Below are 13,212 nucleotides of genomic sequence, written 5' to 3'. Positions count from 1 at the left end.
GCCATCAATGGGTTTTGTACGAAATGGTTAGTTTTCGTTCGATTACCGAACGAAAGCGGGTTTGTCGAATTGATTCGCCGCTCACGCCTGGTTGAACATGGATCCAGTTACAGATCATTCGAGCATTTCACTGCCCTGCGAACGCTCAGCAGATCCTGACCTACAAGCCCAACGTCACGACCTAACAAGTTCAATAACAAGAACAACGGAGACAACAATGGCTCACTCCAGCTCCCAAGCTAAGAAAGCGACCGCCAGTGGGTGGATAGGCTCGGCCCTCGAGTACTATGACTTTTTTATCTACGCCCAAGCCGCAGCTTTGATCTTCCCGCAGTTGTTCTTCCCGTCGATGGACCCCACGATGGCCATCATCGCGTCGCTGGCAACTTATGGCGTCGGTTACCTGGCCCGTCCCGTGGGTGCGGTTGTCCTCGGTCACTGGGGCGATACCCGCGGTCGCAAAAACGTTTTGCTGCTGTGCATGTTTCTGATGGGTATTTCGACCATGGCCGTAGGCCTGCTGCCCACTTACCACGACATTGGCATCATTGCCCCAATTGTTCTTGCGCTGCTGCGCCTGGTTCAGGGCTTTGCAGTCGCTGGTGAAATCTCCGGTGCTAGCGCCATGATCATGGAACATGCGCCCTTCGGACGGCGAGGTTACTACGCCAGCTTCACCTTGCAGGGGGTTCAGGCCGGTCAGATAATGGCTGCTGCGGTGTTCCTGCCACTGGCCTACTTCATGCCAAGCGAAGCGTTCAGCGATTGGGGCTGGCGCATTCCTTTCCTGCTCAGCGCATTCGTGCTGGTAGCCGGTTTCATCATCCGCAAGGAGGTCCATGAGACCCCGGCCTTCGTCGAGGGCGAACAGGTAGACAAGATCGCCCGCTCGCCCGTCAAAGAAGCCTTCAAGTACAGCTGGAAGCACATGGTGCTGGTCGTGTTCATGGCGCTGATGAACGTCATTCCGGTGGTTGCGACGGTGTTCGGCGCAGCCTATGCAGTTCAGCCGGCCTACGGCATTGGTTTTGACCAAAGCGTCTACCTGTGGATCCCAGTAGTGGGCAACATCGTCGCAGTGCTCATGATCCCGTTCGTTGGTAGCCTGTCTGACAAGATCGGCCGGCGTCCGATCATGATCATTGGCTGTCTGGGCTCGGGGCTGCTGGCTTTCGGTTATCTGTATGCGATCAGTATCCAGAGCGTGCCGCTGGCCTTTGCCGCTTCGATCCTCATGTGGGGTATGGTCTACCAAGGCTACAATGCAGTTTTCCCAAGCTTCTTCCCGGAGCTGTTCAACACGCGCTACCGCGTCTCGGCCATGGCCATCGCACAGAACGTCAGCACCATGTGCACCGCCATGCTGCCAGCCATCTTTGCTGCCATTGCACCACCGGGCTCGGACAACATCTGGCTTATTGTGGGGGGGTCGGCGTTTTTCATCACCTGCATCTGTGCCTTAGCCGCCTATGTCGCGCCTGAGACATACCGCTTGGCGATGGAAGATCTCGGCAGCCCAGACGCCAAGCCGATCGATGAAAATGCATACGGCGCCCTCTGCCAAGACAGGCTCAACACCGCTGCCACTCAGTGAAAACGGTTTGGGGTGCATCTTGTGCATAGCGCTGACTGCTGCCGATGAGTCCAGCGCTGTGGTCTAGACCTCGATCAGGATTCACAACTTAAAGCACACTTTCGGTCAGGGCCTTAAGGCTGCAGGGGTAACGAAGGAGGATCGCGAGTCGTGTTTGGACACAAGAATGGCAGCGTGACCAGGCAAGATCTGGGTTGATCACATTCGGAACAAGGGAAACGAAGCCACCCACGAAATTGCACTTGTGAGCAAGCAAGACGCTAACGAGCTGGTAAAATTCACCGAGATGCTGGTGAAGTTCGTGTATGAATTTCCTAACTCAGTGTCGCTCCCTGAAGCCTAACTGTACTGCAGCATTAACGGAATATGCGCTCCTAAAGCCGCACAAATCTGCGGCTCCCAAGGCATGACTGTCTAATGCCCTTGCCCCATTTTCAGCGGGTTTAGCCTATTGAAAGCGCAATGCTTCAAGGGAGTATTAGACAGCGTGGCCACCCTCCTCCGACGCTCTGCCGAATCCAATCCCTAACCCTGCTACACGGTCGTGATCCCGGACGCTGAACAGGACCACACCTCACACCTCGAACGTATCGCCCTCCATGACCCTCGAGTCCGCATTTATCAGGGATGGGGAAAGAGGATGCGCTTGATCAATCACTAACGCTTTGGAGCACCCTGCTCAACCAGGGCACGCCAGGCTTGATAGCTAGGGCGTTTCTGCATACCGTCATGCCATGCTCGCAACGCGACGCATTCTTCGGGTACCTGCAGCTTCACCAGCGATGCGAAGATCATACCGCCCAGCACGGCGATGTCCGCCATTGAAAACGTGTTGCCGGCAACGAATGGCTGACCTTCGAGCAGATCGTTGAAATAACGCATACCTCTGATCGCTTTCTCGCCCATCTTGGCACCCCACTCAGCGTTCTGATACAGCTCAACCTCCGGGCCCAAGCCAGGAGTGGCGTGGTGAAAGTAAACGCTTACGGCATCAAGAAATTCGATTTCAGCGCGCTTGGTCATCATGTGGATCAGCCCCTTCTCCAGAGGCGTTTCGCCTGTGAGCGTCGGATTACCGTCCAAGCTATCCAGGTATTGCGTAATCGCGGTGCATTCCGCAATCAGAGTTCCGTCTTGCAGCTCCAGCACAGGGAGCGTGCCAGAGTAGTTGATTGCAAGAAAATCAGGTTGCTTGTGTTCGCCTGTCCACAGGTTCACCGAGACGAACTCGATATCCTGAAGGAGGCCTTTTTCAGCCAGGGCGATACGTATCCGGGCTGGGTACGGCCCATCGAACCAGTCATAGATTTTCATAGAAGGAGTACTCGGGGTGTCAACGTGCTGCTGTGGAGTGGTCATGGCTTTCTTAACTACCTATCAGTTGGTAGGTTAAGATTGAGCTAGCTTTATAGGCGTGTCAACCCCTACCTGTCAATTGGCAGGTAGCTTCTTGATGGGTATGATGTGCAGCACACATAATCTGATCCGAAAGGCACCAACGTGAATGAAAACGCCCGTGAAGCCATCTTGGCTGCGGCAAGATCCGCAGCGCAGCTGCATGGATACAGCGGCATCAATTTTCGCAGTATTGCTGAAGAGGTGGGCATCAAGAACGCAAGTATCTACTATCATTTCGCGAGCAAGGCTGATCTAGGCGCTGCCGTCGCAGAACGCTATTGGCAGGACACACTAACGATGCTTGCAGAAATACGGGCTTCGAATACTGATCCGCTTCAGTGTTTGCTGCTGTACCCCTCTATCTTTCGTAAATCCTTGAAGGACCATAATCGGCTCTGCCTATCCAGCTTCATGGCCGCAGAATACGAAGATTTACCCGAGCAAGTATCCAAAGAGATCAAAAAGTATGCGGACGTTAACGTGAGATGGCTTGCAGCCGTATTGGCAGATGCTGGCTGGGGCGCTGGCGCAGCCTGTGAGCGTCGTGCACGCGCCATCTACACGGCCGTCGCTGGTGCGCAGCTGATTGCGCGGACTTCCGAGGATCTCAATCTATTCGATGATCTGGTGTCAACTTATCAAGAAGCAGGACTCATCCCAACCTGATTGCTCAACAGCACAGTTTGTTACTGTAGCGGCCGTGGGCCAGCCCCCGAAGCGCGGCAGCGCGTGCGTCTGGATCGTTGATCAATACCACGGCAGCCGCTAAGCCAACCCAGGGGTTCACGTCAGGATCCGCCTGATGCCCTCATCGATCAGCGTGGACGGATACGGGTTGATGCCGTTTTCGTGCACGATGATGCCGACCACCCGTTCGCGCAGGATCTGCGGCCTGAAGATGACAATCGAGTTGCGCACGCCGACGCCCAGGCGCTTGGCGATGGCTTTCGCATAGGCATTGGTGTCGTTCTCGCTCGCTGGCGCCCACCGGTTGATGAACTCCAGCGGAGTGTCGATACCAGGCCGGCCAACGCCGGGCATCCCATCCTTGCCCCGATAATTGAGCAGCAGCTTGCCCAGGACACGGACGCCGTTCTCTGGATGGTCGAAGCGGGCGAAGCGCGGCTTGGTCACGCCTACCTCCAGGCCCAGTTGCTCTTGCCAGGCGTTGCGCGAGCTGTAATCGATGTTCCCTGGATGGTGTTGCGGACACCGCGGGGTGTAGTCATAGGTTTTCTCCGGACAAAAAAGCCCACACTGGGCGGGCTTGGATGTGCCTTATTGGTTGCACGAACGTCCAATCTGCATCATCCGATACGCGCCACTGGATATGGAAAATGGATTTTTCGCACTAGCGCCATTCAGCTGGCTGCTTACTGGCTGCTCCCACTTCTCCAACAGCACCTACGGGAGCCCCACTAACAAGCATGAGATTGCGTGCGATGACACTCCTGCGAATCAACCGGGCTGCTACAACCGGCAATACCAGGAAGGCATCCTCAACAAGCTGCTCGACTCGCTTTCTTGAATCACGGGTGGTCTTTGAGATCTGTGTCACCAAAGCACGACGACCTCGGATACAGTGAGCCTAGCAATACCGAGCAATGCAGGCGTCGACGAGCGGGGCTATCCCCGCTACTGCTAAGCGATACGATAGTGCAATCTATGGAAGGAATTTCTTTATGAAGCGTGTTGCTGCATCACTCATATTCACTGCGCTGGCGGGCTGCTCTCACTACAGCTCCAGCGATGACACTACGGAGGTAGGCTCTAAGGGATACGCCGTTCGGTGTGATGCTTCGCCTGCTAACCAGCCAGGCTGTTATGAGCCACCGCCGTCTTTCAACTGGTGGCCAACCGATAAGCTGAAGTTTCAAATCGGTAGGAAATGAGAGGCACCGCTACTCGCGCATGAAGCGCTTTGAAAGTAAATCGACAGGCACAAATAGCCCACGCCGAGCGTGCCGTATGGTGAAGCATAATAGCCAACTGCATCTGCGTGCCAGTGTAGGCCGGATCTATGAGAGCAATGACCCCCTGAGTATCTGGCCCACGAGGTGGTCAACGTAAAGGTAGGCGCGTTCGACGTCTTGAAAGGCGTCCCGTCTGCGAGCAACACGCTGGCTACAAGTATTGGCCCGAGACGGAGCCCCTGGAAGAGGGCACGGGTAAGAGCGGCGAAACCCTGGCAGGAGGACAACCTTCGCCCCGCTCACCCTGGATATGCCTTGATCAGGATTCACGATTTCAAGCATACCTTCGGTCGACGACTGCTGGCAGCAGGCGTTACTGAGGAAGATCGGAAATCACTGCTCGGGCACAAGAACGGCAGCATCACCAGTTATTACTCCGGCGCAGAGCTGGGCAAGCTGATTGAGGCTGCGAACATGGTATCAACAACGAACTCTAGAGGCCCTGTGTTGACGATCTTGAAGAGGAAAATCGGATGATGTCCCGAAAATCTCCCCAGATGCAGAAATGAAAAAGCCACCCTAAGGTGGCTAAGTCATTGAATATAATGGTCGGGACGGAGTGATTCGAACACTCGACCCCTTGCACCCCATGCAAGTGCGCTACCGGGCTGCGCTACGCCCCGACTCGGTTTGAAGCATGTTCTCGTTACCGCTGAGAACGATGAAGAAGATACCCTAACCTTTTGATTAATGGAAGCTTTTTTTCAAAAATTTCCACTCATCTTAAACAACGGTCACTTCTTCAACACCACCAGCACATCTTCCAGCTCCACAATCATCTGACGAATCAGCTGTTTGTACTGGCTCGACTCATCCTTGGCCTCATCACTGGAAAGCCGCAAGCGCGCCCCGCCGATGGTGAAGCCCTGGTCGTAAAGCAATGCGCGGATCTGGCGGATCATCAGCACGTCTTGGCGCTGATAATAACGCCGATTGCCCCGCCGCTTCACAGGATTGAGCTGATCGAACTCCTGCTCCCAATACCGCAGCACGTGCGGTTTTACAGCGCAAAGTTCGCTCACTTCACCAATGGTGAAGTACCGTTTGCCCGGTATGGGGGGCAGTTCGTCGTTATGGCTTGGTTCCAGCATAGGCCTCAACCCGGGCCTTCAACTTCTGCCCTGGACGAAAGGTGACGACGCGCCGTGCGGTGATCGGGATTTCTTCCCCAGTCTTGGGGTTGCGGCCCGGCCGTTGGCGTTTATCGCGAAGGTCGAAGTTGCCGAAACCGGACAACTTGACCTGCTCGTTCTCTTCAAGTGCGTGCCGAATTTCTTCGAAAAACAGCTCGACCAGCTCCTTGGCCTCACGCTTGTTAAGCCCCAGCTCCTCGTACAGCCTCTCGGCCATCTCAGCTTTCGTCAGAGCACCCATGCCGTTATTTCCTTAACGTGGTGTTCAACCTTTGTTCGAGCGAGGTGAGGATAGTGTGCAAGGTAGTGTTCACCTCATCGTCGTTAAGAGTGCGCGATGGATGCTGCCAGGTCAAGCCGACTGCCAGGCTTTTTCTATCAGGATCAATGCCTTTACCCTGGTAGACATCAAACAGCCTGAGGTCTGTGAGCCATTCGCCTGCATTGTCACGAATTACGTCAAGTACGTCTTGAGACGCTACATCACGTCCTGCGATCAACGCCAGGTCACGACGAGTTTCCGGGAACTTGGACAGCTCGCTGAATTTCGGCAACCGGCCTTCGACCACATCGGCCAGCACCAACTCGAAAACGAAGACTTGACGGTCCAGGTCCAGGGCTTTTGCAAGCTCGGGATGAAGCGCGCCCAAATAGCCAACAACCTTGCCTTCACGCTGGATTTCAGCCGTCTGACCAGGGTGCAAGGCTGGATGCTTGCCAGCGACGAAGGTGAAATCGTCCAGCGCGCCGGAATGACCCAACAAGGCTTCCACATCGGCCTTCACGTCGAAGAAGTCGATGGTGTCACGGCCATTGGCCCAGCCTTCAGGCAAGCGGCTGCCCGTAACGACGCCGGCAATCATCGGCTCCTGCGCCAAGTTGCCCAGTTGGCCAACGAAACGCAGGCCACTTTCGAACAAGCGCACCCGGTCCTGCTGGCGATTGAGGTTGTGCTGCACTGCCTTGACCAGGCCCGGCCACAAGGAGGCACGCATGGCCGCCATGTCGCTGGAGATGGGGTTGGCCAGCAACAGTGGCTCTACGCCTGGGCTGAACAGCTCGAACAGTTTCGGATCGATGAAGCTGTAGGTAATGGCTTCCTGATAACCACGAGCAACCAGCAGACGACGCAGGTTCGGCAGCTCGCCACGGGTTTCCGGACGGGCTTGCGGCGCCAGGCGTGCCTGCGGGTAACGCACGGGCAAGTTGTTGTAACCGTACAGTCGCGCGAGCTCTTCGATCAGGTCGACTTCAAGGCTGATATCGAAGCGGTGGCTCGGAACGTTGACCGTCCACTGCCCTGCCCCGTCCGCCTGGGTAGCCAGACCAAGGTTGTTGAGCAACTGCTCGACCTGGGCCGGGTCCATTTCCATGCCAAGCATCTGGGCGATGCGCTCGGCACGCAAGGTAACCGGGGCGATGCTGGGCAGGTGTTGTTCGCTGACGGCTTCGACGATGGGGCCGGCTTCACCGCCTACCACTTCCAGTAGCAACGCGGTCGCACGCTCCATGGCTTCACGGGCCAACTGGGAATCGACGCCGCGCTCGTAACGGTGCGAGGCATCCGTGTGCAGGCCGTAGGAGCGGGCTTTGCCTGCAACGGAAATCGGCTCGAAGAACGCGCTTTCCAGGAACAGATCGCGGGTTTTGGCAGTATCGACGCCGCTGTGCTCGCCGCCCATGACGCCGGCGATGGCCAGGGCGCGGGTGTGGTCGGCGATGACCAGGGTGTCGGCACGCAGTGCAACTTCCTGGCCGTCTAGCAGGACGAGTTTTTCGCCCTCTTCGGCCATGCGCACGCGAATGCCGCCGTTGATCTCTGCCAGGTCAAAAGCGTGCATCGGCTGGCCGAGTTCGAGCATCACGTAGTTGGTGATATCTACGGCAGCGTCGATGCTGCGCACGTCGCTGCGGCGCAGACGCTCGACCATCCAAAGCGGCGTCGGCTTGCTCAGGTCAACGTTGCGGATCACCCGACCCAGGTAACGTGGGCAGGCAGCCGGCGCTTGGACCTCGACCGGGCGTACTTCGTCGTGCGCGGCAGCCACGGCGGGTACCAGCGGGCGGGTAACCGGTACGTCGTACAGCGCGCTGACGTCGCGGGCCAGACCAGCGATCGACAGGCAATCACCCCGGTTGGGGGTAAGTCCGATTTCGATACTGGCATCATCCAGACTCAGGTACTGGCGAATGTCCTCGCCTACCGGCGCATCGCTGGCCAGTTCGAGCAGACCGTCGTTTTCTTCACTGATCTGCAATTCCGCCGCCGAGCAGAGCATGCCGAAGGACTCCACACCGCGCAGCTTGGCCTTCTTGATCTTGAAGTCGCCAGGCAGTTCGGCGCCGATCATGGCAAACGGGATCTTGATCCCTGGCCGTGCGTTAGGCGCGCCGCACACGACCTGGAACGTTTCCTGACCATTGCTGACCTGGCACACACGCAGCTTGTCGGCGTCCGGGTGTTGTTCGGTGGCAAGGATTTCACCCACCACGATGCCGCTGAACTGGCCAGCAGCAGGGGTTACGCTGTCGACTTCCAGGCCGGCCATGGACAGGCGGGCCACCAGTTCGTCACGGGAGACTTGCGGGTTTACCCAACCGCGCAGCCACTGTTCACTGAATTTCATGCTGTTCTTCTCCTGAAGGTTGCGTCGATTGGCTTAGCGGAATTGGGCTAAGAACCGCAGGTCGTTGTCGAAGAACAAACGCAGATCATTGACGCCATAGCGCAGCATGGCCAGGCGCTCGGCGCCCATGCCGAAGGCAAAGCCCTGGAATTCTTCAGGATCGATGCCCGACATGCGCAGCACGTTCGGGTGCACCATGCCGCAGCCCATCACTTCCAACCAGCCGGTCTGCTTGCATACCCGGCAGCCATTGCCCGAGCACATGACGCACTGGATATCCACCTCAGCAGACGGCTCGGTGAAGGGGAAGAACGATGGACGGAAACGCACCGCCAGTTCTTTTTCGAAGAACACACGCAGAAATTCTTCGATGGTGCCCTTGAGGTCGGCGAAATTGATGCCGCGGTCAATCAGCAAGCCTTCGACCTGGTGGAACATCGGCGAGTGAGTGATATCCGAGTCGCAGCGGTAAACGCGGCCAGGGCATACAATGCGAATGGGTGGCTGGGTGGACTCCATGGTCCGTACCTGCACCGGCGATGTGTGGGTACGCAGCAGCATGTTGGCGTTGAAATAGAAGGTATCGTGCATCGCCCGGGCCGGATGGTGGCCCGGGATGTTGAGCGCTTCGAAGTTGTGATAGTCGTCTTCGACTTCAGGACCTTCGGCAATGCCGTAGCCAATGTGCGTGAAGAACTGTTCGATGCGTTCGAGTGTACGGGTGATGGGGTGCAAGCCACCGGTGGCCTGGCCACGGCCTGGCAGGGTCACATCAATGCATTCGGCAGCCAGGCGAGCGCTGAGCTCGGCTTCTTCGAAGGCTGCCTTGCGTGCGTTCAGCACAACGGTGACGCGCTCTTTGGCGTCGTTGATCAGCGCGCCCACTTTGGGCCGCTCCTCGGCTGGCAGGTTGCCCAGGGTCTTCATCACCTGGGTCAGCTCGCCCTTCTTGCCGAGATAGTTGACCCGGATCTGTTCCAGGGCATTGATGTCTTCAGCGCGCTCCACGGCCTCCAGGGCTTGGGAGACCAGCGCATCCAGGTTTTCCATGTACAGACTCCAGATACGAAAATAGGGGAAGAGCTTTGAAGGCTCTTCCCCTATCGATGACGTTCAATGCCCGGCGACGCAGGCGTCGCCGGGTGATTGTCGCGGGTACTTAAGCCAGAACGGCTTTAGCTTTCTCGACAATCGCAGCAAACGCCGCTTTTTCGTTCACTGCCAGATCGGCCAGAACCTTACGGTCGATTTCGATCGAAGCCTTTTTCAGGCCAGCAATCAAACGGCTGTAGGACAGACCGTTGGTGCGGGCACCGGCGTTGATACGAGCGATCCACAGTGCGCGGAACTGACGCTTCTTCTGGCGACGGTCGCGGTAGGCGTACTGGCCTGCCTTGATGACCGCTTGCTTGGCAACACGGAATACGCGCGAACGTGCACCGTAGTAACCTTTAGCCAGTTTCAGAATTTTCTTGTGACGCTTACGGGCGATGACGCCACGCTTAACACGAGCCATGAGTAACTTCCTCTATCTTAACCAGAATTAACGTACGCGCAGCATGCGCTCGACTTTTGCCACGTCGGACGGGTGCAGCAAGCTGGCACCGCGCAGTTGACGCTTACGCTTGGTCGACATTTTGGTCAGGATGTGGCTCTTGAAAGCGTGCTTGTGCTTGAAGCCCGAAGCGGTCTTCAGGAAGCGCTTCGCAGCACCGCTCTTGGTTTTCATTTTTGGCATGTTGGAACTCCGCATTCGATAAAAATTACACAATAATCATCAGGCCTGCCGTGCCCGGGAGATTACTTCTTCTTTTTGGGGGCGATGACCATCATAAGCTGGCGTCCTTCCATCTTAGGATGCTGCTCGACGGAACCGTATTCGATCAGGTCAGCTTCAACCCGCTTCAACAGCTCCATGCCCAGCTCCTGGTGGGCCATCTCACGACCACGGAATCTCAGAGAGATCTTGGCCTTGTCCCCTTCGGTAAGGAAACGTACCAGGTTGCGTAGTTTTACCTGGTAATCCCCTTCTTCCGTCCCTGGACGAAACTTGATTTCTTTAATCTGGATCTGTTTCTGGTTTTTCTTGGCTTCGTTGGCCTGCTTCTTCTTCTCGAAGAGGTGCTTGCCGTAGTCCATCACCTTGCAGACGGGCGGAAGCGCGTCTGCAGAGATTTCCACCAGATCCAGCTTCGCTTCTTCAGCGATACGAAGCGCTTCATCAATCGAGACGATGCCAACCTGCTCGCCGTCTGCGCCAATTAACCGAACCTCGCGGGCCGAGATATTCTCGTTGATCGGGGCCTTCGGTACAGCACGTTTATCATTTCTCATTTCACGCTTAATAGTCATTACTCCGTTGTTTGGCGACCACGCCGGGAAACCGCTTGCGTCAGGAGCTCAGCGAACTGGGCGACGGGCATGGAGCCCAGGTCAGCGCCTTCGCGAGTACGCACTGCTACGGTCTGCGTTTCGACTTCGCGGTCCCCTATAACCAAAAGGTACGGGACCTTGAGCAAAGTATGCTCACGGATTTTAAAGCCGATCTTCTCATTTCTCAAGTCCGACTTGGCACGGAAACCGCTACCGTTCAGAGTTTTCTCAACTTCAAGGGCAAAATCGGCCTGTTTGTCGGTGATATTCATGATCACCGCCTGCGTCGGCGCCAGCCAGGCAGGGAACACGCCGGCGTAGTGCTCGATCAGCATGCCGATGAAGCGCTCGAACGAACCCAGAATGGCGCGGTGCAGCATCACCGGGCGCACGCGGCTGTTGTCTTCGGCGATGTAGCTGGCGTCCAGACGCTCCGGCAGGTTCGGGTCGTACTGCAGGGTGCCGCACTGCCAGTTACGGCCGAGGCAGTCACGCAGGGTGAACTCGATCTTCGGCCCGTAGAAGGCGCCCTCGCCCGGCTGGTATTCCCACTCCAGGCCAGATTCGTTCAGGGCATCGGCCAACGCGCCCTCGGCACGGTCCCACAGCTCTTCGGAGCCAACACGCTTGGCCGGACGGGTGGACAACTTCATGGCGATGTCGCTGAAGCCGAAGTCCTTGTACACATCCAGGGTCAGCTTGATGAAGTCGGCCGCTTCTTTCTTCACCTGCTCTTCGGTGCAGAAGATGTGGGCATCGTCCTGTACGAAGCCGCGCACACGCATGATGCCGTGCAGGGCGCCAGATGGCTCGTTGCGGTGGCACGCACCAAACTCGGCCAGGCGCAGCGGCAGGTCGCGGTAGCTCTTGAGCCCTTGGTTGAAGACCTGCACGTGGCACGGGCAGTTCATTGGCTTGACTGCGTAGTCACGGCTCTCCGACGACGTGGTGAACATGTTCTCGGCGTAGTTGGACCAGTGGCCCGAACGCTCCCACAGGATGCGGTCGACCACTTGCGGGGTCTTGATTTCCTGATAACCGTTCTCGCGCTGGACATTACGCATGTACTGCTCGAGCACTTGGTAGACAGTCCAGCCGTTAGCGTGCCAGAACACCATGCCCGGTGCTTCTTCCTGCAAATGGAACAGGTCGAGCTGCTTGCCGATCTTGCGATGGTCGCGCTTCTCGGCTTCTTCGATGCGCTGGATGTAGGCCGCCAGCTGCTTCTTGTCCGCCCAGGCAGTGCCGTATACGCGCTGCAACTGTTCGTTCTTGGCATCGCCACGCCAGTAGGCGCCGGACAGCTTGGTCAGCTTGAATGCCTTGAGGAAACGGGTGTTGGGCACGTGCGGGCCGCGGCACATGTCCACGTATTCTTCGTGATAGTACAGGCCCATGGCCTGCTCGTTCGGCATGTCCTCGACCAGGCGCAGCTTGTAGTCTTCGCCACGGGCGGTGAACACGTCGATGACTTCAGCGCGCGGAGTCATCTTCTTGATGACGTCGTAGTCCGTGTCGATCAACTGCTGCATGCGCTTCTCGATGGCCGCCAGGTCATCCGGCGTGAAGGGCCGCTCGTAAGCGATATCGTAATAGAAGCCTTCGTCGATCACAGGGCCGATCACCATCTTGGCGGTCGGATACAGCTGCTTCACCGCGTGGCCAACCAAGTGGGCGCACGAGTGACGAATGATCTCCAGTCCCTCTTCATCTTTGGGGGTGATGATCTGCAGCGTAGCGTCGTTCTGGATCAGGTCGCACGCGTCGACCAGCTTGCCGTCTACCTTGCCGGCAACGGTAGCCTTGGCCAGACCGGCGCCGATGGATGCGGCGACCTCGGCAACGGACACGGGGTGATCGAACGAACGCTGGCTGCCATCGGGAAGAGTAATGGTGGGCATTGGCGCCTCCTCTCCTAGTGGTGACCCCTACCAAAGGTCACGTGGGTTGGGATGAGCCAGTACAAGATCCGAACCTGCCTTCCGTTTGACGGGAAGCCTGCCTCACAGTGGCAGAAGCCTTTGGGCTTGCGGGGACGAACCAGAGTGACTGGAAAGAAAATGGAACAGCAGCGTGGACGTTGTCAGCTGCAAGCCGGGCATGCTAGCACGCAG

General features: G+C 57.3%; 11 protein-coding genes, 1 tRNA gene and 2 pseudogenes. 3 read left to right on the top strand and 11 right to left on the bottom strand.

What is annotated here, in order from left to right; genetic code table 11:
- Positions 1-217 precede the first annotated feature (217 nt).
- Positions 218-1,594 (top strand): MFS transporter, encoded by a 1,377-nt coding sequence (locus tag B2S33_RS04340; protein WP_242809545.1) that lies wholly within the window; start codon positions 218-220, stop codon positions 1,592-1,594.
- A gap of 657 nt (positions 1,595-2,251) precedes the next feature.
- Here the strand turns inward: B2S33_RS04340 and B2S33_RS04330 are convergent.
- Positions 2,252-2,908, bottom strand: coding sequence for a glutathione S-transferase (locus B2S33_RS04330; protein ID WP_242809546.1), 657 nt, complete (start codon positions 2,906-2,908; stop codon positions 2,252-2,254).
- A gap of 186 nt (positions 2,909-3,094) precedes the next feature.
- Here B2S33_RS04330 and B2S33_RS04325 point away from each other — a divergent pair, with 186 nt between their 5' ends.
- Positions 3,095-3,658 (top strand): TetR/AcrR family transcriptional regulator, encoded by a 564-nt coding sequence (locus B2S33_RS04325; RefSeq protein WP_110606664.1) that lies wholly within the window; start codon positions 3,095-3,097, stop codon positions 3,656-3,658.
- 117 nt (positions 3,659-3,775) lie between these two features.
- On the opposite strand, the pseudogene B2S33_RS04320 reads toward B2S33_RS04325, so the two are convergent.
- Positions 3,776-4,221, bottom strand: a pseudogene (locus B2S33_RS04320) (structural protein P5).
- Between the two features lie 918 nt (positions 4,222-5,139).
- Between B2S33_RS04320 and B2S33_RS04315 the strand changes: the two are divergent.
- Positions 5,140-5,442: pseudogene (locus B2S33_RS04315) on the top strand (site-specific integrase); the annotation flags it as partial.
- A gap of 69 nt (positions 5,443-5,511) precedes the next feature.
- Here B2S33_RS04315 and B2S33_RS04310 read toward each other — a convergent pair.
- The 9 genes from B2S33_RS04310 to thrS form a co-directional block, all read right to left on the bottom strand.
- Positions 5,512-5,588, bottom strand: a tRNA-Pro gene (locus B2S33_RS04310).
- 111 nt (positions 5,589-5,699) lie between these two features.
- Entirely contained in the window at positions 5,700-6,056 is a 357-nt protein-coding gene (locus B2S33_RS04305; RefSeq protein WP_003250681.1) for a MerR family transcriptional regulator, read from the bottom strand.
- Positions 6,037-6,339, bottom strand: coding sequence for an integration host factor subunit alpha (gene ihfA / locus B2S33_RS04300; protein ID WP_003250679.1), 303 nt, complete (start codon positions 6,337-6,339; stop codon positions 6,037-6,039). The genes B2S33_RS04305 and ihfA overlap by 20 nt, the downstream gene beginning before the upstream one ends.
- 4 nt (positions 6,340-6,343) lie before the next feature.
- Positions 6,344-8,725, bottom strand: a complete 2,382-nt coding sequence (gene pheT / locus B2S33_RS04295; RefSeq protein WP_110606663.1) for a phenylalanine--tRNA ligase subunit beta — start codon at positions 8,723-8,725, stop codon at positions 6,344-6,346.
- 33 nt (positions 8,726-8,758) lie between these two features.
- A complete protein-coding gene (gene pheS, locus B2S33_RS04290) occupies positions 8,759-9,775 on the bottom strand; it encodes a phenylalanine--tRNA ligase subunit alpha (RefSeq protein ID WP_027916075.1) in 1,017 nt (338 codons plus the stop codon).
- Positions 9,776-9,884: 109 nt separating this feature from the next.
- The gene (rplT, locus tag B2S33_RS04285; RefSeq protein ID WP_003250671.1) at positions 9,885-10,241 is read right to left on the bottom strand and encodes a 50S ribosomal protein L20; all 357 of its coding nucleotides are present in this window, start codon (positions 10,239-10,241) and stop codon (positions 9,885-9,887) included.
- A 27-nt stretch (positions 10,242-10,268) separates the two neighbouring features.
- On the bottom strand, positions 10,269-10,463 hold the full coding sequence (rpmI, locus tag B2S33_RS04280; protein ID WP_003250667.1) for a 50S ribosomal protein L35: 195 nt from the start codon (positions 10,461-10,463) through the stop codon (positions 10,269-10,271).
- Positions 10,464-10,525: 62 nt separating this feature from the next.
- The gene (infC, locus tag B2S33_RS04275; protein ID WP_173645890.1) at positions 10,526-11,077 is read right to left on the bottom strand and encodes a translation initiation factor IF-3; all 552 of its coding nucleotides are present in this window, start codon (positions 11,075-11,077) and stop codon (positions 10,526-10,528) included.
- Entirely contained in the window at positions 11,077-12,999 is a 1,923-nt protein-coding gene (gene thrS / locus B2S33_RS04270) for a threonine--tRNA ligase (RefSeq protein ID WP_027916077.1), read from the bottom strand. Before thrS ends, infC begins: the two co-directional genes overlap by 1 nt.
- Positions 13,000-13,212: the final 213 nt, after the last annotated feature.

Source organism: Pseudomonas sp. UBA5568 (assembly GCF_002425525.1).
In the GTDB taxonomy this organism is placed as follows: domain Bacteria; phylum Pseudomonadota; class Gammaproteobacteria; order Pseudomonadales; family Pseudomonadaceae; genus Aquipseudomonas; species Aquipseudomonas fulva.
Note: the sequence above shows the minus strand (reverse complement) of the source record. Positions and strands in the feature narration are given on the sequence as shown.

Bases quoted from the DNA above. Each gene is read 5' to 3' on its own strand.
- B2S33_RS04340 (WP_242809545.1), top strand. From the start codon at position 218: ATGGCTCACTCCAGCTCCCAAGCTAAGAAAGCGACCGCCAGTGGGTGG.
- B2S33_RS04330 (WP_242809546.1), bottom strand. From the start codon at position 2,908: ATGAAAATCTATGACTGGTTCGATGGGCCGTACCCAGCCCGGATACGT.
- B2S33_RS04305 (WP_003250681.1), bottom strand. From the start codon at position 6,056: ATGCTGGAACCAAGCCATAACGACGAACTGCCCCCCATACCGGGCAAA.
- ihfA (WP_003250679.1), bottom strand. From the start codon at position 6,339: ATGGGTGCTCTGACGAAAGCTGAGATGGCCGAGAGGCTGTACGAGGAG.
- pheT (WP_110606663.1), bottom strand. From the start codon at position 8,725: ATGAAATTCAGTGAACAGTGGCTGCGCGGTTGGGTAAACCCGCAAGTC.
- pheS (WP_027916075.1), bottom strand. From the start codon at position 9,775: ATGGAAAACCTGGATGCGCTGGTCTCCCAAGCCCTGGAGGCCGTGGAG.
- rplT (WP_003250671.1), bottom strand. From the start codon at position 10,241: ATGGCTCGTGTTAAGCGTGGCGTCATCGCCCGTAAGCGTCACAAGAAA.
- rpmI (WP_003250667.1), bottom strand. From the start codon at position 10,463: ATGCCAAAAATGAAAACCAAGAGCGGTGCTGCGAAGCGCTTCCTGAAG.
- infC (WP_173645890.1), bottom strand. From the start codon at position 11,077: ATGACTATTAAGCGTGAAATGAGAAATGATAAACGTGCTGTACCGAAG.
- thrS (WP_027916077.1), bottom strand. From the start codon at position 12,999: ATGCCCACCATTACTCTTCCCGATGGCAGCCAGCGTTCGTTCGATCAC.